At 30.4% G+C, this 20,596-nt stretch carries 17 protein-coding genes; 10 read left to right on the top strand and 7 right to left on the bottom strand.

The genetic code is table 11. The features are described from left to right. Positions 1–528 precede the first annotated feature (528 nt). The 3 genes from L3J35_06265 to kbl all read left to right on the top strand — a co-directional run bounded on the left by L3J35_06265 (position 529) and on the right by kbl (position 5,972). On the top strand, positions 529–3,879 hold the full coding sequence (locus L3J35_06265; GenBank protein MCF6365792.1) for a SpoIIE family protein phosphatase: 3,351 nt from the start codon (positions 529–531) through the stop codon (positions 3,877–3,879). 85 nt (positions 3,880–3,964) lie between these two features. Continuing rightward, positions 3,965–4,555 (top strand): TetR/AcrR family transcriptional regulator, encoded by a 591-nt coding sequence (locus L3J35_06260; protein MCF6365791.1) that lies wholly within the window; start codon positions 3,965–3,967, stop codon positions 4,553–4,555. A 190-nt stretch (positions 4,556–4,745) separates the two neighbouring features. Beyond that, positions 4,746–5,972 (top strand): glycine C-acetyltransferase, encoded by a 1,227-nt coding sequence (gene kbl, locus L3J35_06255; GenBank protein MCF6365790.1) that lies wholly within the window; start codon positions 4,746–4,748, stop codon positions 5,970–5,972. Between the two features lie 60 nt (positions 5,973–6,032). Here the strand turns inward: kbl and L3J35_06250 are convergent, their stop codons facing one another. Next, entirely contained in the window at positions 6,033–6,767 is a 735-nt protein-coding gene (locus L3J35_06250) for an RDD family protein (GenBank protein MCF6365789.1), read from the bottom strand. An 88-nt stretch (positions 6,768–6,855) separates the two neighbouring features. Here L3J35_06250 and L3J35_06245 point away from each other — a divergent pair, with 88 nt between their 5' ends. From L3J35_06245 to L3J35_06215, 7 genes are read left to right on the top strand one after another with little or no spacing between them, the layout of a single operon-like run. Beyond that, positions 6,856–7,830 (top strand): stage II sporulation protein M, encoded by a 975-nt coding sequence (locus tag L3J35_06245; GenBank protein ID MCF6365788.1) that lies wholly within the window; start codon positions 6,856–6,858, stop codon positions 7,828–7,830. A 6-nt stretch (positions 7,831–7,836) separates the two neighbouring features. Further along, the gene (locus tag L3J35_06240; protein ID MCF6365787.1) at positions 7,837–8,934 is read left to right on the top strand and encodes an EI24 domain-containing protein; all 1,098 of its coding nucleotides are present in this window, start codon (positions 7,837–7,839) and stop codon (positions 8,932–8,934) included. A gap of 18 nt (positions 8,935–8,952) precedes the next feature. Then, entirely contained in the window at positions 8,953–9,813 is an 861-nt protein-coding gene (locus L3J35_06235) for a hypothetical protein (protein MCF6365786.1), read from the top strand. Positions 9,814–9,819: 6 nt separating this feature from the next. Beyond that, entirely contained in the window at positions 9,820–10,512 is a 693-nt protein-coding gene (locus tag L3J35_06230; GenBank protein ID MCF6365785.1) for a hypothetical protein, read from the top strand. Further along, positions 10,512–11,684, top strand: a complete 1,173-nt coding sequence (locus L3J35_06225) for a hypothetical protein (GenBank protein MCF6365784.1) — start codon at positions 10,512–10,514, stop codon at positions 11,682–11,684. The genes L3J35_06230 and L3J35_06225 overlap by 1 nt, the downstream gene beginning before the upstream one ends. Then, positions 11,668–12,450: a hypothetical protein gene (locus tag L3J35_06220; GenBank protein MCF6365783.1), complete on the top strand. Its 783-nt coding sequence runs from the start codon at positions 11,668–11,670 to the stop codon at positions 12,448–12,450. The genes L3J35_06225 and L3J35_06220 overlap by 17 nt, the downstream gene beginning before the upstream one ends. A 3-nt stretch (positions 12,451–12,453) precedes the next feature. Beyond that, entirely contained in the window at positions 12,454–13,431 is a 978-nt protein-coding gene (locus L3J35_06215) for a MoxR family ATPase (GenBank protein ID MCF6365782.1), read from the top strand. Positions 13,432–13,474: 43 nt separating this feature from the next. Here the strand turns inward: L3J35_06215 and L3J35_06210 are convergent, their stop codons facing one another. The 6 genes from L3J35_06210 to L3J35_06185 all read right to left on the bottom strand — a co-directional run bounded on the left by L3J35_06210 (position 13,475) and on the right by L3J35_06185 (position 20,593). Then, positions 13,475–14,812 carry a DUF58 domain-containing protein gene (locus L3J35_06210; protein MCF6365781.1) on the bottom strand — a complete coding sequence of 446 codons (1,338 nt, stop codon included), beginning with the start codon at positions 14,810–14,812 and terminating at the stop codon, positions 13,475–13,477. An 89-nt stretch (positions 14,813–14,901) separates the two neighbouring features. Then, on the bottom strand, positions 14,902–15,684 hold the full coding sequence (locus L3J35_06205; GenBank protein MCF6365780.1) for a hypothetical protein: 783 nt from the start codon (positions 15,682–15,684) through the stop codon (positions 14,902–14,904). A 26-nt stretch (positions 15,685–15,710) separates the two neighbouring features. Next, the gene (locus L3J35_06200; GenBank protein MCF6365779.1) at positions 15,711–16,487 is read right to left on the bottom strand and encodes a hypothetical protein; all 777 of its coding nucleotides are present in this window, start codon (positions 16,485–16,487) and stop codon (positions 15,711–15,713) included. A 243-nt stretch (positions 16,488–16,730) separates the two neighbouring features. Further along, on the bottom strand, positions 16,731–16,928 hold the full coding sequence (locus tag L3J35_06195) for a dodecin family protein (GenBank protein MCF6365778.1): 198 nt from the start codon (positions 16,926–16,928) through the stop codon (positions 16,731–16,733). A gap of 71 nt (positions 16,929–16,999) precedes the next feature. Continuing rightward, positions 17,000–18,976, bottom strand: a complete 1,977-nt coding sequence (locus L3J35_06190) for a U32 family peptidase (protein MCF6365777.1) — start codon at positions 18,974–18,976, stop codon at positions 17,000–17,002. Between the two features lie 21 nt (positions 18,977–18,997). Continuing rightward, the gene (locus L3J35_06185) at positions 18,998–20,593 is read right to left on the bottom strand and encodes a DUF3843 family protein (GenBank protein ID MCF6365776.1); all 1,596 of its coding nucleotides are present in this window, start codon (positions 20,591–20,593) and stop codon (positions 18,998–19,000) included. Positions 20,594–20,596: the final 3 nt, after the last annotated feature.

The raw sequence follows: 20,596 nt of genomic DNA, 5'->3' as shown, positions 1-20,596 counted from the left end.
GCTATATTTTTCGATTTTAAATTTTACAAAAACACAAATCCAAATTTTTGACTTGTATTTTTGTGATGATAAAATAAAAAAATCAGAAATAAGCTGTTTTTAAGGCCGAGAAAATCAGCAAGCCCTACGTTAGATTTGAATTGAAAATCAAGAAATTATAACGGGTTATTATGAAAGGTTTTCTGTTCAAAGATGATGTGCTTTTGTTTTTTCTTTTAAAGATTTCAAATAATTAACTCCTAAACTTCACCAAATTTTCTTGAATTATCCCGATAATACTGCAAAAAAATGTTTTGTTTAGAAGCTAATTGTTTGAAACTGTGAACAAATCTTATATCGAACTCAGGTTATTATCAAAAAAAAATGTGTTGAAGCATTAAATTTTTATTTTTTTTTTACTTTTATAGAATAATTTGCATGACATTTGTTGTATATGCAACTATAACAGATATTTTCTGTCTGTATTGTATTAAAGTAAAGTATTTAAGGAACACTTTTAAGCCTTTAAGCTTAAATAAAATAAAATATATGAAAAAGTTTTTTCTTTTTATAATTATAGTCGGTCTTATGCCGATTATGTCATTTTCTCAGATTAATAAAGACGGCTTACCTTTTATTGAAAAATACACAGACAAAGATTACGGAGATGCCGGACAAGTATGGGCAATAACACAAGATAAAAGAGGTGTTATGTACTTTGGTTGTAACTACGGACTCAAAACCTTCGACGGAAAAACTTGGAAAAGTTATAACAATCCTTACAGTACAATAATTAAATCATTAGCCGTTACGGATAATAATCTTGTTTTTTACGGCTCTGAAAGCGACTTCGGAGTGCTATTACCCGATTCGTCAGGAAATATAAATTTTTATTCATTGTTCATTGAGTATTATCCGGAAAATACCGTTCAAGACTTTTCTTCTGTTTGGAAAACTTTAATCGCAGACAACAGGGTTTATTTTCAAAGTTTTGAGAAAATTTTTTATATGGATTTACCTTTAAAAATTGATGCAAACGGAAAATTATTAAATCATATACGACACATAGAACCTGACAAAACAATTTTTCACTTATCTTTTTCGGTTAATAATAAATTATACATTCGCGAGTGGGAAAAAGGTCTCTCAATTATAAAAGATGACAAGGCAGTACTAATACCCGGAGGAGAACAATTTGCATATTCAAGAATATACGGAATGTTACCTTATGATGAAAATAACATATTAATTGTTACTCGAAGTTCCGGTTTTTTTCTGTACGACACATCAAAAAATAAAAATGCAATAAGCCCTTTTATTACAAGTAACGATGAGCTAATTGCAGGAAGTTCTTTATACTCGTGTGAAATGCTTCATGACGGAACATACGCTCTCGGAACATTTAATAACGGAATTATCGTTTTTGATAAAAAAGGGAATATTACTCAACACCTGAATGAAGAAACAGGAGGCTTGACTTCTCACTATATTTATTCAACATTTTGCAACCAAGAAATAGATAATGCACCACTTTGGTTTTTTAATGATGATGACGGAATATATTGTGCCGACTACACAGGACCTTTTAAAAAATGGAATGAATATACCGGATTACCGGGAGGTTCTGTTACAGACGCAATAAGGCACAACGGTCAATTGTTTTTGACAACAATTAATGCAATATATTATCTGCAAGACAGTTTAACAGTTGAAAAATTCGTAAAAATCGATAATGTTTCTGAGGGTTGGGATATGACAGAATTTATTGTTCCCGAAACCGGAGAAAAAAAATTACTGATGGGAAGTTCACAAGGTGTTTTTGATGTCAGTCCTACCGGTTTAAATCAAATAGTTGAACTTCAACAAGCATATAAATTATATCAATCCACTAAAAACCCCGAATATTTATATGTCGGCAGTATTGAAGGATTATATTTAATTAAATATGAAAACGGAACATGGACAAACGAAGGGAAGCATGACAGTATTCATTATCAAATAAAAAGTATTTATGAGGATGAAAATTTTTTAGCATTAGGAGCAAACAGCGGGGTAATAATTCTTGATGATTTTTTTGACAACTCAATAACAGTTGTTGATTCCACAAGAAACCTACATTTATTAGGACAAGACTATTTTTTGCAAAAATATAATGGTAAATTATTAATTGCTTCCGGAGCAGGGTTATATACTTTGGATGCAACAGACACAACTGCTGTTCATTTATTTGATTTCGGAAAACAATTTGCAGATACAACGAAAGGCGTTTTTAATTTCCGGGAAGATACTGACGGTTATTGGATGTCAATTTACGAAACAAATACAAATAATGCAAACCATCAATTAATACGGTTTATCGGAAAGGACAAATTAGAAAAAGACTCTGTTTTCTCAAAAATATTGCCTCAAAAATCAAGCTTGTGTATATATCCTGACGGAAACTATGTGTGGATCGGGAACGAAAAGGGTTTATTTAAGTTTGATAAAACAATAATAAAAAATTACTCGGTTGAGTTTAATACATTAATATCAAAAGTTTCTACCGGAAGTGACTCAATCTTATTTTTAGGCAATTATTCCGAAAGTATAGATAATATTCCGGCAATAACATCTTTCCAGCAAAAAGAAATTATACCTGTTTTAAGTTTTAAATATAATAAAATTGCTTTTGAATGGGCTGCGGCATATTTTGAAAGAAACGACCAAACAGTATATAGTTACAGACTATTGGGCGAAACCGAAAAGTGGTCAAAATGGACTAAAAAAAGTGATACAAGATATACAAATCTTTTTGAAGGTGATTACACATTTGAAGTTAAAGCAAGAAATATTTATGATACAGAAAGTAGTGTTGCACAATACAGCTTCACAATTTTACCTCCCTGGTACAGAACACTTTGGGCGTATTTTGTTTTCTTTGTTCTCGGAATCCTTGCAATATTTGTAATAATAAAATTATACACAAAAAAGCTGAAAAGAGAAAATGAAAAGCTCGAACAAACCGTAAAAGAAAGAACCGCAGAAATCAGGATGCAAAACGAAGAAATTACGGCTCAAAGAGATGAAATCCAGGAACAAAAAGAGCAGGTTGAAAAATCTAAAGAAAAAATTGAAAAGCAACAAAAACATATAATGGACAGTATTCACTATGCAAGTAGGATTCAAGAAGCTGTTTTACCTCCTGATGATTATTTACAAGATATACTCGGGAATCACTTTGTACTGTTCAAACCTCGAGATATTGTAAGCGGTGATTTTTACTGGGCAACACAAAGAGGAAACAAAACAGTTATTGTTGCAGCAGATTGTACCGGACACGGTGTTCCCGGAGCTTTTATGAGTATGCTCGGAATTTCATTCTTAAACGAAATCGTTAATAAAGAAGAAATATTACAAGCAAATCATATCCTTAACAGGCTAAGAGAAAATGTTAAACGTTCACTCAGACAAACAGGAAAAGAAAACGAAGCAAAAGACGGAATGGACCTTGCCTTATGTATTATTGACATGGATAATATGCAATTACAATTTGCAGGTGCGTATAATCCGTTATATATACTGAGAGATGATGAAATAATACGCATTAAACCGGACAGAATGCCTATCGGAATTTATTTGAGAGAAAAAGAATCTTTTACAAATAATGTTGTAGATATTCAAAAAGGAGATTTATTATACATATTCTCAGATGGTTTTGTTGACCAATTCGGAGGAGAAAAAGATAAAAAAATACGTTCAAATGTATTTAAAGAAATATTGCTGAAAAACAATAAAAAATCAATGGACGCACAAAAAGAGGAGTTGGTTAAATACCTTGACTACTGGATGTCATTTAAAGACAAAAGCGGTAGAAATTATAAACAAGTAGATGACATATTAGTTGTGGGAATTGAAATATAATATTATTTAATAAAAAAGCCGCCTTTTTCAAGGCGGCTTTTTTGAGCAAAAACATTCAGCATATTCATGTGTTTCTTCAAAAGCTATGGGATTAACTGTAAAGCAACGTATAAAAAGGGAACAAATAATAGAAACTGCTCGCTCCGTTTTTAAAAAATCTGCTTACAAAAAAACAACAATGATAGATATTGCAAATGCAAGCGGAAATGCAAAAAGTTCAATATACTATTACTTTAAAAGCAAAGAGGAAATATTTAAATCAGTTATTTTATCAGAAGCAATAATTTACAGAAACAAAGTTTTATCTGCAATTAATAAAACAAACAACCCCCAAGAAAAGTTAAAATCTTATATTCTGATTAGGTTGCAAACGAACAAAATTCTCTCAAACTTTCATAATGCTTTACGAGATCCAAATTTAAGACACATCAAATTTGTAGATAAATTAAAAAAACTGTATGATAAAGAAGAATACAGTATTTTCAGAAAAATTTTACAAAGCGGTGTAGATACCGGTTATTTTCAAATTTATGACATAAAAAATGCTGCCGTAGGAATAGTAATGGCTATGAGAGGCATTGAATCAACTTTACTGCCGAACCCCCACAGTACTTTATCGGAAGAAAAAGCAGAAGGTGTTTTAAACATCGTCCTGTACGGAATTGTTAAACGATAGCAAGCCAAAAACTGCTGTTTTGCTGACACTTTAAGTAAAGTGTCGTTTTTTACATCTCAAACATTAGAAATATTAAACTCATAGCTATTGTTAAGATGTTATATAAAACAATCTTAAATCAAAAAAGTTCGGGTAAATTTAATAATTTTGAATCTTTAAAATTGGGCTTAAATAAATTAATACAAACGATATGTACGGAAAATTAAAAGGTTATCTCAAAAATGAGCTGAAAGCAATTGAAAATGCAGGTTTATATAAAAATGAAAGAATAATTACAACACCGCAAGATGCAGATATATCACTTACAACAGGAGAGTCTGTCATTAACTTTTGTGCGAATAACTATTTGGGATTATCCTCACATCCGAAAGTAATAGAAGCAGCCAAAAAAACACTGGATACACACGGCTACGGAATGTCATCCGTTAGGTTTATATGCGGAACACAAGACATACATAAAGAACTTGAACAAAAAATTGCCGGTTTCTTCGGAACAGAAGACACAATATTATACGCTGCCGCATTTGATGCAAACGGCGGAGTGTTTGAACCGTTATTTACCGGTGAGGATGCTATTATTTCAGACGAATTAAATCATGCTTCGATTATTGACGGTGTTCGTCTCTGTAAAGCTGCACGCTATAGATACAAGCACAGCGATATGGAAGATTTAGAAACACAGTTAAAATTGTCGCAAGCACAACGACACAAAATCATTGTAACAGACGGTGTTTTCTCAATGGACGGAGACATTGCAAAGTTAAATGTGATTTGTGATTTAGCAGATAAATATGATGCTCTTGTTATGGTTGACGACAGTCATGCTTCCGGATTTATCGGAAAAACAGGAAAAGGTACACATGAATATCATAATGTAATTGACAGGGTAGATATAATTACAAGCACCCTCGGAAAAGCATTGGGAGGTGCAATGGGAGGATTTACAACCGGCAAAAAAGAAATTATTGAGATATTAAGGCAACGCTCACGACCTTATTTGTTCTCAAACTCCTTAGCTCCGGTTATTACAGGAGCAGCAATTCAAGTATTCGACTTATTAAGCACATCAACAGAACTTCGCGATACATTAATGAGCAATTCCGAGTATTTCAGAAAAAAGATGGAAGATGCCGGATTTATTATTAAACCCTCAGATTCTGCTATAGTTGCACTAATGTTGTTTAATGCTAAATTATCTCAAGATTTTGCTGCAAAATTATTGAATGAGGGAATTTATGTAATCGGATTTTATTATCCGGTTGTCGCAAAAGGTCAAGCAAGAATTAGAATTCAACTTTCAGCGGCACATACAAAAGAGCATTTGAATAAGGCAATTAATGCTTTTATCAAAATAGGAAAAGAATTTAATATTCTCGGAAAAGCAAAAGATGAAATAATTGAAATGTACGGGGAATAAGAACAGAAAAAACGAAGAACTCAGGTCAGCAGAAATATTGACACTTACAAAACATTTAATTTATTTTCCGGGTTTATGTAAATAGTTATAATCGGAAAGTATATTTTGCAAAAATATTAACGGAACTTCCGCAGAAACAATACCTGTTTTTCGTTTAACAGCAAATACAGTATCTTTAAGCATAGAAACAGCAGCAGCATTTGTTATGTTTTTCTTATAATGTTTGGTAACATCTTTAATTGTCTTAATGTCTGAAAGCTCAAGCTTTTCGACTTCAGGGTAAATCAGTTTATATTTTTCCGGGAGTTCAACAAAAACAGTATCTTCCAAAGAATCTTTTCGCTTTAGGCTTACAACCGATGTTTTAGCAACCAAATCTCCTAATCTTTGACCTTTGCCGTTTGCAGCAATTGTTATTATTGCCGGTGAACCGAAAAGAATTGCAAAATTACCCTCAATAACTTTAAACAGCCATCTGATAATATAATTTCCTATTGTAGGTTGAGCTCCCGACACTTTTACAACTTTTATTTTTAACGCCTTTTTTCCCAAACTTTGTCCCTGCATAAATATTTCGGATAAAAGAGCGTAAAAGAAAACCGGAATAAGAAATATTATTACAAAAACATTTTGATTAGAGTAATTTGAAAATAAATTTGAAATTAACAAAAGAATTAAATAGTATGTGACCATAATTACATAATCAATGAGCTGTGCAGCAATGCGTTCGCCAACATTTGCCAAATCTTTTCTTATAACTACATTTTGTCCTGTTTCAACATTCAATTTTTGCATATTCAAGGAAAATAAAATTAAGGTATGCAAAAATAACAAAAAAATTAAGCGATTTTATTAGATTTGTAAAATATAAAAAATTAAGCAGGTGAAAGAAATCGTTTTTTTAAATAAAAATGCGTCTCGGTGGAAAGAATTTGAAAAAATAATTAATTCAAGCGGATATAGCAACCCCGATTTACAAGCAGAGCTTTTTATAAAAATAACAGACGATTTATCTTATGCCCAAACATATTTTCCCGGAAGTGAAACAGAGGCATACCTGAACTCTCTTGCATCTGAAACACATCATAAAATTTATAAAAATAAAAAAGAGAAACAGGGAAGGTTTGCTTTTTTTTGGAAGTATGAACTTCCAAAGCACTTTTTAATATCGAGGAGATATATTTTTTATTCGTTAATAATTTTTCTTGTGACAGTATTAATCGGGGTGGTTTCTTCTGCAAATGACGGAGAATATTCTCGACTGATTTTGGGAGATTATTATGTTAATATGACAATAGATAACATAGAAAAAGGAGATCCTATGGGGGTTTATAAAGATGCGGGGCGTATGTCAATGTTTGTTTTTATTGCATATAATAATATAAAAGTTATGATAATAGTTTATTTATTGGGCTTACTTTTATCTGCCGGCTCTGTTTTTTATATTTTTAAACACGGTATAATGATTGGTACATTTCATTATATTTTTTATCAATACAATGTTTTGGAAGAATCCCTTATAACCGTATGGATTCACGGAACAATAGAAATTTTCACATTGATTGTTTCCGGAGGTGCCGGTATCATGCTCGGAAACAGCATATTATTCCCGAGAACTTATTCTGTGAAACAATCTTTTTTAAGAGGTGCAAAAAGCAGTGCAATAATCGTTGTCGCATTAATTCCTTTTATAATAATTGCAGCATTTCTTGAAGGCTTTGTTACACGACATACAGAATGGAACAATATTATCAGGATAGGAATTATTGCCTGTTCGTTTATACTGATTATATACTACTTTTTTATATACCCTCAACGAATAAAAAATAAATTAAACAACCTGGAACTGTTAAAATAAAAGACTATGGGTACACAAACAAAACAAAAAAAGATTGTTATTCCGTTAGAAGAAAGAACTTTCGGAGATATGATAGGAATTCCTTTTGCATTTATTTTTCAAGAATTTAAAGGAATTATTCTTTCGGTTTTGAAATATGCCGGACCTTTATTTGCATTTGCAATTTTACTGGGCGTTATATTTCTAAAAGATGCCTTCAATGATTTTCCTTTGCAAGGAGGAATGTATTCTCAAAATCAGATAACCCTTGCTTTTATACTTGTCTGGCTTATTTTTATATTGGCAATTCATACAATTATTGCTGTTACTTATAATTATATATCAGTTTATGAAAAACACGGAAAAGGAAATTTTACAATAAAAGATGTCGGAGACGAATTATTTCCCGTAATCTTTAAAATTCTCGGAGCCTCTGTTATTTTCGGTGTTTTATCTGTTTTAGCAATGTTCCTGCTGGCTTTGATTCCGGTAATAGGCATACTTTTATATTTTGTCGGTATGTCTTATTTGTCCGTAAATTTATCATTGTTTCCGTTTATTATTGCACATGAAAAAGTCGGAATCAGAACTGCGTTTTCAAGAAGTTTTAAGTTAATTAAGGGGAAATGGTGGTTTTCATTCGGTTTATATATCTTGTTTTTTATTATCATATATTTTACAATGTATGCAGCAATGATACCTTTGGTACTTGTAGGGGTAATTACGCCGCTTGCAGGTTTAACTTCCGGAGGGGGAATGGTTGTAATGATTATTTTGTTTGCAGTTATTATCTTTTTCGTTTACATAATGTTAATTGCGGCAATGAATACTTTATTCAGTTTTCAATATTTTAATCTGCTTGCACGAAAAGAGGGTGTAAACTTATCGGAAAGAATTTCGGCAATAAATGATGGGGATTCGGAAACAAAAGGTAATATATTTGAAGTAAATGAAAACAATATCTCGAATGAACAAGAGGAACAGAACAAAAAAGATGAAGAAATAAATAAAGAAGAAGACGAGCCAAAAACAGAAGACGAATGGAGTAAGTTAATAGATAACAGTCAAAAAAAGAACAGATTTGAGGAAGATGATGAAAATGACAGGTTTAAACCAAAATATTAAAAAACTAACAGCAATACAATGGCAAATTTTATTAAAAACAGAGACTTCGGAGAGGTAATGAGCGACACATTTAATTTTTTTATTAAGGACTTTAAAGTCTTAGTAAAAGTTTTACTTGTTTTCATCGGTCCTTTTATAGCAATAAATACATACTTGGCTTTTAAACATCAAGCTTCCCTTGAATTATGGACAGAAAACTTTATTAAAACACAAGACTATTCCGGCTTTCCCTTTCAATATTTTTATTTACTGTTAATCGGCATTTTCCAAAACATTTTACTGGTAACAACAGTAAGTGCATATATCAAACTGAGAATTAACAAAGAAAAAAATAACATTGAATTATCGGAAATTTGGAAAATTGTTTCAGCAAGTATCTTTAATGTAACATTAGGCCAAATTCTTATTTTCACGGCAATTTTTATCGGTTCATTTATTATTGCATTATCCGGAAGTATAAGCCTGTCTCTTTTGCTTATAATTATTTGGATAAGCTATGTAATGGTATCAACATACCTGTTAACATTTATAATTGTTTTTGAAAAGAAAAATGTTTTTGAAGCATTTTCTCGAACACTGTTTGTTATAAAGAAAAAAAGATGGTTTATATTCGGAATTGTAATTGTTTTTGCATTAATTCTCGGAGTTTCAAACTTATTGGTTGCAATAATTATTGAAAAAATAGCTTTAATGGTATCTGCCGGAACAGTTGCAAGTATTATTGCCGCACTGTTAACTTCGCTTATTTCTGTTGCTTTGTCTGCAATATTTACGATATTACCGGCATATCTTTATGCTTCTTTTGTTTCCGAAAAAGAAAATCCTGATTTACTTGAAAAAATAAGTCAGATTAATTCCGACTTAACAGAAAATAATTAAACAATTTTGAAAAGGTTATTCTTCTTACATATTTTCATTTTTCTTAATCTTATTGTTTTTTCACAAGCAGAAGAAAAGGTTAACTATGACCTTAATTCAAACATTAAAATAAGAACATCTGAAAGCATTAATGATTTTTTAAACGATGATTATTACAATTATGATAACGAAGCACCTGTTGAAACAGAAAGCATTTGGCAAAAATTTTGGCGGAAAGTGAGTAAACTTTTTCAATTTTTAGAACGCGGCGGAAAACCCGTTTCTTATACATTTTATGCCGTTCTTATTATAATCTTGATTATTGCAATAACAAAACTTCTCGGAATTAACTACCAAGGTTTAATTCTGAAAAGCAAAAATATAGCAAGCTCTGAATTTGAGATATTTGACGAAGATATTTACAATACTGATTTCGATAAGCTAATCGAAGATGCTGAAAACCAAGAAAATTACAGAACAGCTATTCGATACTTGTATATAAAATTTCTAAAAATATTAGCAAATAATGAATTAATCGAATGGGAAATAAATAAAACAAATAAAGATTATAAAAATGAACTTAAAAAAACAAAATACTTTTCTGCATTTAAACATCTTACGTTAGTATATGAATATGTGTGGTACGGAGAATTTGAAATTAACAAAATAAAATACAATAAATATTTAAAAAACTACAAAAAAATATTTGCCGATTTTTAATGAATAAAAAAGACATTAAATATTACTCTGCTATTGCCGTAATTTTGTTAATTACGATTATTGTTGAGTTAACAAAACCAAAACCTATAGATTGGAGTTTCTTTCTCGAGTCAGCAAAAAAAGAACCATACGGAACTTATATTTTGTTTAATAATTTAAAAGCACTTTTCCCGAATCAAAAGATTACCGTAAATAAAAGAACGGCCTACGAATACAACAAAAACAATAAAAAACCCAAAACATTTATTTATATTTCGGATAATTTTAATGCAGACAAACTTGAAACCGAAACAATTTTCAACTTTCTTGAAAAAGGCAGCACAGTTTTTATTTCGGCACATTACTTTTCAAATGCTTTTTCTGACACATTAGGCTTTTCAACAGATAACTCTACATTTTTTGACACAACATCAAACTTAAATTTCTATAACAAAAAGTTAAAAAGGAAAAAACCTTACTTTTTTCAAAAAACTGCAGCAAATTACTTTTTTAATAGTTTTGACACAACAAACATTAACGTTTTGGCATTTTCAAAAAAAGACCGCCCGACATTTATTAAGCAAAATTTCGGAAAAGGAACTCTTTTTATAAATACAACACCCGAGGCATTTACAAATTACGCATTAATAACAGAAAAAAATTACGAATATGCTTTCAAATGTTTTTCATATTTGCCCGATAAAGACATTGTTTGGGATGAGTATTACAAACCTTTTCGTAAATTAAATAAAACCGAACTCAGCGTAATTTTTGATAATAGCCGTTTTAGAGCAGCATATATCTTGCTTCTCATTACAACTGTTATTTTTGTTTTATTCACAATAAAACGAAGGCAAAGAATAATACCGGTTATTAAACCGTTTAAAAACAGAACTGTTGAATTTGTTGAAACAATCGGGCGAGTTTATTATAATTCTAAAAACCACAAAGATATTGCTTTGAAAAAATATCACTACTTTAAATATTTTCTTTTTTCCAAGTATAATATTAAACCGGAGCAAGAAGATGAAAATAAATATTCATATATATCAGAAAAAACCGGCGTTAATGAAGGCCTAACAAAAAAAGTTTTGTTGGCTTACGCAAAAATTAATAAACTTGAGAAAATTTCACAAGAACAATTAAATTTTTTTAATAACTGCATAGAAGACTTTTATGATGAATGTAAATAAACTGATTAAGCCTATAATTACAATCCTGTTAACAGGAATGATAACTTTTCAGCAAAGTAATGCACAAACAAACTCGTTTTATGTGTATTTCAAGCAAAACAACAAAAGAATCAATATTGAAAATGCAAAAATTGAACTGAAAAAGCAACCGTTTACAATATTTGTTGAATACACCCAACCGCTTGACTTGTTTGTAAATGCTTCGTATAAATCAAACACATATAACCAAGCCAAAGTAGGAAAGCTGATGTTTTTTATCCCTGCTTTTTCCGAAACAAACAATTTGGAAACCTTTTTCAGAAACAAAGGGACAATAAACTTATATAACGAAAAAGCAACAATTTGGGAAAAAGGGAAAACTGATGCCGAAGAAATTCAAAAAACCGATGCCGGAAGATTTTTGGCTTATCGAAATATTGAAAAAATTTACTCACCGGAGCACAAAAACTTTAAAAATATTAAAGATGTTCAATTTGATTTGAATATGGTTTTTATTTATGCCGAAAAAGATGAAGATGGTGGTTTCCAAGAAATACAAAGAGAATTTGTAAAAATAAAATGGACAAAAAATTATGACGAAGAAACTAAAAACTATGAACGACAAATAGCTAAAAAAGAAAAAATAAAAAAAGCACAGGCATTAAGGGATTTAAAAAACAAACAAAAATCAGAAAAAAAAGAAGAAATAAGATTAAAAAAAATTGAAGATAAAAAGAAGAAAGGGGAAGAAAAGAGGAAAAAGAAAAATGAAAAAAAAGAAAAATAAACCATGGAAAATCAAGAATTTAACACCCGCACAAACCTTGAATCTTTAAAAGAAACCGTTAATAAAATAAAGAAAAAAATAGGAAGTATTATAATCGGGCAAGAAGAAATGATTGAGCAAATAATGATTGCCTTACTTTCCGACGGACATATTTTGATTGAGGGAGTTCCGGGTGTTGCAAAAACATTAACGGCAAAATTATTTGCAAAAAGTATTTCTGCTGAATTTTCAAGAATCCAATTTACTCCGGATTTAATGCCGTCAGACATTACGGGAACCTCAGTTTTTAATATGAAAACCTCATCCTTTGAATTTAATAAAGGCCCAATTTTCGGAAATATAATTTTGATAGATGAAATAAATCGTTCGCCGGCAAAAACCCAAGCTGCTCTTTTTGAGGTAATGGAAGAAAAGCAGGTAACCGTTGACGGAAACACATACAAAATGGAAGAGCCATTTGTTATTTTCGCTACCCAAAACCCTGTTGACCAGGAAGGTACATATCGTTTGCCGGAAGCACAATCAGATCGTTTTCTTTTTAAAATTAAAGTTGGCTATCCCGGTATTAATGATGAATATACGATATTAAAAAATAAGCATCAAAGAAAAGGTGCAGATGAAGTTTCTGAAATTGAGCCGTTTATTTCAAAAGAAGAAATTATAAAATTTAGATGTCAAGTAAAAGAACTTTATATTGATGAAAATTTAATGAAATATATTGTTCAAATTATATCAAAAACAAGAAATAATAATGCTTTATTTCTCGGAGCCTCTCCGAGAGCATCTATAAATATAATGGTTGCAAGTAAAGCTGCAGCGGCAATCAGCGGCAGAGATTTTGTTATTCCGGATGATGTTAAATCTGTTGCATATCCGGTATTAAGACACAGATTATTACTGAGCCCCGAAAAGGAAATGGAAGGAGTATCTGTTGAGAAAATAATTAAGGAAATTGTTGAAAGTGTTGAGGTTCCGAGGTAAAACGGCATTAACAAACACACTAAAAACTCCGGAACAACTATTCTTAAATCATTCCTAATGCCTTAAATTCCAAGTATTTGTTTATTGTGTTAACCGTCAGATTTTTCGGTTCAGTTAAAATAGAGTGAACACCGTGTTTTTTCAGCTCTTTTACTATTAACCGCTTTTCGTATGCAAATTTTTCGGCAATTGTTTTAATATAAACATCTTCGGTATCTTTGGGCCTGTTTTCTGTTATTTCTTTCAGTTCTGAATTTTCAAAAAAGATACATACAACTAAATGGCTTTTTGCAAGCTGTTTAAAGTATTGTAATTGCCTTTCTAAAGATACCAATCCTTCAAAATTTGTATATATCAAGAGCAAACTTCTTTGCCTTAATTTTCTTTTTATTGTTGCGTAAAGCAATTCAATATTAGATTCAGCATAATTTGTTTTTTGTTTATAAAGTAATTCCGAAATCCTGAACATTTGAGAGTTTTTCCTGTTTGCCGGCAAAATGCTGTGAATTCCTTTTGAAAAAGTAATCAAACCTGCTTTATCGTGCTTATAAATTGCAATATTTGAAATTACTAAGGCTGCATTAATTGAATAATCAAGCAAAGACATCTTATTAAAAGGCATTTTCATTGTTCTGCCCATATCAATAATGCTGTATATCCGTTGAGCTTTTTCGTCTTGATATTGATTAACCATAAGTCCGGACTTTCTGGCTGTTGCTTTCCAGTTTATTGTTCTGAAATCATCACCCTTCACATAATTTTTAATTTGATCAAACTCATTATTATTACTTATTTTTCTGATTTTTTTTATTCCTGCCTCCGTTAAACGGTTTGAAATTGCTAATAATTCATATTTTCTCAGCTGAATAAAAGACGGATACACCGGCACTTCTTGCCCTTCGTTAAAAGTAAAGCGTCTTTGAATTAACCCGATTACACTTGACACATAAATATTTAATTTCCCGAAAATATAATTCCCTCTTTTTACCGGTCTTAAAATATATGTAATGTTTTTTTCTTGATTTGCAACCAGTCTTCTGTTAATTAAAAAATTTCTTTTTTGAAATTGATGCGGAATTTCGTCTATAATACTGATTTTAACCGAAAACCTGTAATTGTTTTTCAGATAAATTGTTATTTTATTTTTATCTCCGTTCGAAAGCTTCTTCGGAGTTTTTCTTTCGGCTTTTATTTTAAATTCAGAGCTGTTATAAAGAAGTAAAACATCAATTAAAATAAGAGCAACAAATAACAGTAATAATGCTTTTGCCGAAGCAAAAATAAAAGCAGAATAATTGCCGAAGATAAAAAGAACGATAAGTACACCTATTGCAAAGTAAAAACGATTTAATATATAAATTGACTTTATCGGATTCTTCAAACTGTTAAAATTATTATTTATATCGAACTTAAATTACTTACAAAAGGCTACCGTTAAACAGCAGCCTTTTATTCTAATTAAAAATTATTTTATTTGCAATTAATGTCTTGCAAGTTTTCATCCCAGCAATGCCATAAAGTATCTCCAAATTTACTTACATCTTTAACTCTGCCGTTTTTTGAAGTTTGGCTCCATTCTATTTCGGTTAAATTATCTTGTCCTTTATTATATATTAAATAGTATGAATTTAAAGCTGCTTTGCTGTCATTTCCATATTTAATATAGCCTCCGTTTTCAGCACCGCTCGGAACAATATTCATATACTTTATGTTTCCGGTATTATCAGAAGTTTTGTTATATTCAATTGAAAGCAGCTCTGTTGCACTGTTTGCATCGTCATATAATACCCAATCAACTTCTGTTCTGTCTATTCTGCTTGTTCCTGTGTACCATAAAAAGTCAACATAAACACCTTCATTACTAATATACATTTCCCAATCAACGGTTTCGTCCTTTATTGTACCGTATAATTTTGCAGTAAAAGTATTTGCACCCACACTAAAAGAATATTCCCACAACCAAGTATTATTTGATTGATAAACGGGGGTATGATTATTTACAGCTTCAACATAAGAAGCAACAGGAACAGCAAGTCCTATTGTAATTAAAGTGTTCCAAGTTCCTACGTTAGCGGCGGAATGTGTCCAGTTCTCCGATGTTTTGTTGCTAAAATATTTACTGTTATCAAAATCCGAGAAATCTGCAATAAACGATGACACCGGCGGTATGTCCGGAGGTCTTTCATAATCTTTTTTGCAAGATTGAAAGCTTACTGTTGCAAAAATAAAAAAAATTAATTTAAGATGTTTCATAACTAAGGTTCATTAGGTTAACGAAATTAATTGCAATCAATATCTTGATATTTTTCATCCCAGCAATGCCAATCTTCATTATTATAATGTAAAGGATCTTTTATCCTGCCGGCTTTTGTTGTTTTGTTCCATTCGATTATACTATGATTATCTTGCCCGATATTATAAATATTCAGATATGAGTTATAATGAGCATCAACAGAGTCTTTATATAAAATATAGTTTAAGTTTTCTGTTCCGACTTTGTTGTTAGTAAATTTAATCTCCTTATTGTTTAAAGAGTCAACAGACCAATTTACACTTAAAAATTTAATTTCTGTTAAAGTACTGTCTTCTTCATTAGTTACGGGAATGTTTAAAGTCCAATTTCCTGCTTTTGTATTATTGTAGAACTTACCGTCTAAAAACATTATCGTATCAGTATCAAAAGAAAGGAATGTTTTATAAAGTACAGTATCTGCTTCAATTATTGCGAAAAAGGCAGCATTATAACTTACGTTATCAACATTGAAAAGATAGTTCATTAACCATGTTTGGTCTTTTTGGTATTTAAATTCATTATATGACGCCTCACTAAGAGAATTATAGTGGATATTTATTGAATCCTCAATATATAATTTCCAAGAATTAATTCTATCAACAGCAAGTGTATAGTTTAAATTACCTTTATTTGTTTGCTTAAAATATGAAAAATCAAAATTTATACTCTCGACAGGAGGAATTGCCGGCGGCACTTTTTCCTGCTGTTTGCAAGCACCTGACAAAAAAAACAATATTATTATTGAGAGCTTTTTAAATTTCATTTTAGTTATAACTATTAAAGCAAAATTACCACTTTTTATTAATTTTTTAACATTTTTTAAGTTTTATTCTCCGGTAAAATTAATTTAACAGCCAAAACCCCGGATAGTCAGTCTTTTTTAACAGGTGGTTGAATATCAAAACTGTCAAAATTATTTACAAATTTGTTTAAGTTTACTGCCCTTTTCAACAAAAAACACCTTTAAGTGAAAAACCTAAAGGTGCTTTTGTGAGAAGGGTAAACACTACTCTACACTAAAACTAATTTTAACATTAACTCTGAATTCAGCTACTTTCCCATCCTTAACAGTTACAGTTTGATCTTTTACCCAGACCGATTTTATATTGTTCACTGACTTACCTGCTTTTTCAACTGCATTTCTTGTTGCATCCTCCCAGCTCTTTTCTGAACTTGCCATTAATTCGATAACTTTTAATACCATAATTTTTTATTTTTAGTTTTTATTTCTGAACAATATACAAAAATAAAATTACTTTATTAAGAAAAGATGAACTATTTTAAGCTTCTTTTATAATTAAAATTAACCGAAGGCTGTATTTGTTGCGATGCTTTATAACGTTTTATCAATGTATTAATTCGGTTGCTTGAAGGTTTTTCAAAACTTAAATCTATTAAGAAATTTTTAAATCCGTGTTGCTTGAGTTTTGAAACATACTGCATAAATGAAACGGGTATTTCGGGAACGGTGTAGGTAATTCCGTCAATAACGTATTTATTATAAATGTTGCCGGTATCATCTTTAAAACTTTCTTCTTCCCTTATTTTAATCGGCATACGAGAAATAAATAAACGAGGATAAAAGTATATCGGCATTATTCCTTTTTTATTTTGATATGAGAATATGTTTTCTTCATCATTTTCAACAGGGTAGCTTATTAATTTTGCTCCTTCTTCATAATAAAAATCACTTGCAGCATCGTTGTAGACATACATATTCTCGTTGCCGGCAAATATTGCATTTTTCGGCAACAATAACTTTTGTGAAATATGACTTAAAAAGAATTTACTCAAACCTTTTTCACTATATTTTTTAGCAATATTTTTGTAATATTCAATTTTCCCTTCCGGAATAAAATGAGGAAATTCTATCCATATTTTTTGCTTAAACTTTTGAATTAAATTTGCAGAAGGGTCTAATGTATCAAGCTCTTTTTGTGTGAATGAAAAAATGATGTTATCAATGGCATCAAAACGTATTTTTCGCATCCAAGCCAAAGAATCTATTCGCACAAATAAAGTAAAACTTTTCTTTTTAGGAGTTGCGGCAAATGATTTTGCAATATTTTTCTTTTTTCCGTAAGAAACACCAAATTTTACATTCCCTTTTCCTTCCGGAAGTTTGGAAGAAAACTTCTTTTCAATAATACCGGACAAATACACAGTGCTCTTTTCAACAAATTTACCTTCTGCAACTACATTAACGTTCTTTCCTGTTTGTGTAAACTCTTTAACTTTCAGGTTTTGTTGCTCATCTCTTACGGGATGTTTTATTCGTATTCTGAAATCATTGTTCAAATCAAAATCTGTTTCAAACTCAAAACCTTGTTTGGTCAATTTATTGATTGTGCCCATAAACAAACCGGTATTAGGACTTTTATAAGTAATCGCATCACTTAAATCGTTAGCAAGAAAGTAACCGGTTTTTTTTCTGCCGGTTTCAGTTTTCAGCATTTCTTGTGCAAGCGGCAGGTTCTTTTTATCATCCATTACCTTTCGATATGCTCGTGCAACTTTATAAACATAATCTGATGACTTCATTCGACCTTCAATCTTCAAAGAATCAATTCCGACATCAATTAAATTATGTATATTTTCTATTTGCTGATTATCTTTTAGGCTGTAAAAATATTTTGCATCTTTTCCTGTATCAAAAGTTCTTCGGCAAACTTGTGAACAAATTCCTCTGTTTGCTCCGTGCCCTCCGAGATAAGAGCTAAAATTACACATTCCTGAAAATGAATAACATAAGGCTCCGTGAATAAAAACTTCGGTTTCGATTTTTGTTTTTTTATTTACATCTGCTGCTTCTTGCAAAGTTAATTCTCTTGCAAGAATAACACGCTCAAATTGTTTTTCGTAAGAATAATTTGCACCGATGCTGTTATGGTTTGCCATTTGCGTACTGGCATGAACCGTTAATCCGGGAAAATATTTTTTTATAATGTGATAAATGCCCCAATCTTGAATAATAACCGCATCAGGTTTTATATTTTGAAGATAATCCAAAACGTCAATCAGTTCAGGAAGTTCATTGTTTTTTATAACGGTGTTTAAAGTAATATAAACCTTACAGTTCTTTTTATGAGCCAAATCAATTAATACCGGAATTTGTCGGTTTGAAAAATTCAACGCACGACCTCTGGCATTAAAGTGTTTCAAACCCAAAAATACGGCATCTGCTCCGCCTTCAAGAGCAGCATAAAATGTTTCTGTATTTCCGACGGGCAGGAGCAGTTCTGTTTTTTTCATATAAGTTTTATATTACTCCTTTTAAATTAAAGTAATACTTGGTTTTGAAGCATAATTCTCATTTTTATAAAACCGCATTAAAAAATCAAGGTCTTTTAAATATAATTTACCCGGATTACTTTTAAAATAACTTAATTTTTCTTTAAAATTGTTTATACAGTATAGAACTAACTCTTTCGAAAAATTATCGGAAAAAATTAAAAAAGTTATATTTTCATTGCTTTCTTCCTCAACAAAATAAGGATTTTCTTTTGAAGGAAATGCACTATTTATATCCGATGCTAACTCAATGCCGGATTTTTCGTTGAAAAAAATTAAAGCGTTTTCCGAATCTTCTGAAAAATCCATGTCATCTTTATCAAAAGAATATCCTTTATTTTTTATTTTGTTCTTTGATTTTTTTTCTTCCTTTTCAGAGAGTTTCAAAGAATTGTTAAAAAATGAAAAATATTCGGATAAGAAGTTATTTATTTCTGATGCAGATAAAAACTTAACGGGAGAACCGTTATTAAATTTCAAAAACACATCAAATTGGTTTTTCAAGTTGTCAATAAGAACATCTTTATCATAATCTAAGAAATCAAGTTCTCTTTTTGCGTGTAAATTGTTCTTTTGTTCTTTAATAATCTCTGCACTGTATTCATTAATAAATGTTATTCCGGAAAACCACCATTCCTTTTGCCATTTAACCAATCCGATATAAAGAACCGTATTTTTTACAATCAGCTCATAATGTGTATCGTATGTTGACTTTAACAAGTTAAACTTCTTGCCTGTTGCTATATGCTCTAAATAAATATATCTGCCATCTTGTTTCTTATAATAAAAGAAGCCTTTTATTTTTTGTGTAATGTCTAAAATATCTTTATACAAAGGGTGCTTTTCCCCAAGTACTTCTGCTAACCATTCATTGCCTTTCATATTTAACAATGTTGTTTTATCGTTATGAACACTGATATCTCTGTTTTCTTGAAGATAGCTCATTACATTACCTTCTTTTTTATTTTCCTCAATAATCTCTTTCTCTCTGATATCTAATTTCAATCCTGTGTTAGGATAAAACAACCATGTTTGGTATAGTATTTTATCAATGACTGCTCTTATTTTATAATAATCTTCTTCTGTTTTATTTATATGATAATGTTTTTTCAACACCAAATTTTCAGGTGCGTATTCATATTCTTTTTCAAAAACACCCATTACTTCTGTTGCGGTAGTTTTAATAAAATCATTAAAAGGGCTTATTACCATATCTTCAACATATGAGTTAATAAAATACCAAATTAATAACTGAACATCCTGAATGTTTATTTCATCATCAAAATATTCTTCAGTATTATAAAACGGTAATTTTTTACCGTATAATTCATTATGTTTTTTTACAAATGTTTTCCAGATATTTACACCCGAAATTACATCCTCAAAATATGAAGAGAGGAAACAAAACATTAAATTATAATCTTCTTCTCCCAAATAATTACGAAATAAAAAAGTATTTTTCGGACTTATTTCTTTTTTTATTTTATTTGCTAATCTCAAATAATAACTGTCGGTTATATTTGATTTTCGTTCAGGTTTTAATTTTAACCATTGTTTTATATATATTCTGTCTTTCATCTT

Source organism: Bacteroidales bacterium (genome assembly GCA_021648725.1).
GTDB lineage: Bacteria > Bacteroidota > Bacteroidia > Bacteroidales > JAADGE01 > JAADGE01.
This window is presented reverse-complemented; position numbering and strand designations above follow the sequence as displayed.

What these genes read in the sequence shown, in the direction of transcription:
- L3J35_06260 (MCF6365791.1), top strand. Translation starts at nt 3,965, where the DNA reads ATGGGATTAACTGTAAAGCAACGTATAAAAAGGGAACAAATAATAGAA.
- L3J35_06190 (MCF6365777.1), bottom strand. Translation starts at nt 18,976, where the DNA reads ATGAAAAAAACAGAACTGCTCCTGCCCGTCGGAAATACAGAAACATTT.
- L3J35_06225 (MCF6365784.1), top strand. Translation starts at nt 10,512, where the DNA reads ATGAATAAAAAAGACATTAAATATTACTCTGCTATTGCCGTAATTTTG.
- L3J35_06220 (MCF6365783.1), top strand. Translation starts at nt 11,668, where the DNA reads ATGATGAATGTAAATAAACTGATTAAGCCTATAATTACAATCCTGTTA.
- L3J35_06200 (MCF6365779.1), bottom strand. Translation starts at nt 16,487, where the DNA reads ATGAAATTTAAAAAGCTCTCAATAATAATATTGTTTTTTTTGTCAGGT.
- L3J35_06240 (MCF6365787.1), top strand. Translation starts at nt 7,837, where the DNA reads ATGGGTACACAAACAAAACAAAAAAAGATTGTTATTCCGTTAGAAGAA.
- L3J35_06205 (MCF6365780.1), bottom strand. Translation starts at nt 15,684, where the DNA reads ATGAAACATCTTAAATTAATTTTTTTTATTTTTGCAACAGTAAGCTTT.
- kbl (MCF6365790.1), top strand. Translation starts at nt 4,746, where the DNA reads ATGTACGGAAAATTAAAAGGTTATCTCAAAAATGAGCTGAAAGCAATT.
- L3J35_06235 (MCF6365786.1), top strand. Translation starts at nt 8,953, where the DNA reads ATGGCAAATTTTATTAAAAACAGAGACTTCGGAGAGGTAATGAGCGAC.
- L3J35_06185 (MCF6365776.1), bottom strand. Translation starts at nt 20,593, where the DNA reads ATGAAAGACAGAATATATATAAAACAATGGTTAAAATTAAAACCTGAA.
- L3J35_06265 (MCF6365792.1), top strand. Translation starts at nt 529, where the DNA reads ATGAAAAAGTTTTTTCTTTTTATAATTATAGTCGGTCTTATGCCGATT.
- L3J35_06215 (MCF6365782.1), top strand. Translation starts at nt 12,454, where the DNA reads ATGGAAAATCAAGAATTTAACACCCGCACAAACCTTGAATCTTTAAAA.
- L3J35_06195 (MCF6365778.1), bottom strand. Translation starts at nt 16,928, where the DNA reads ATGGTATTAAAAGTTATCGAATTAATGGCAAGTTCAGAAAAGAGCTGG.
- L3J35_06250 (MCF6365789.1), bottom strand. Translation starts at nt 6,767, where the DNA reads ATGCAAAAATTGAATGTTGAAACAGGACAAAATGTAGTTATAAGAAAA.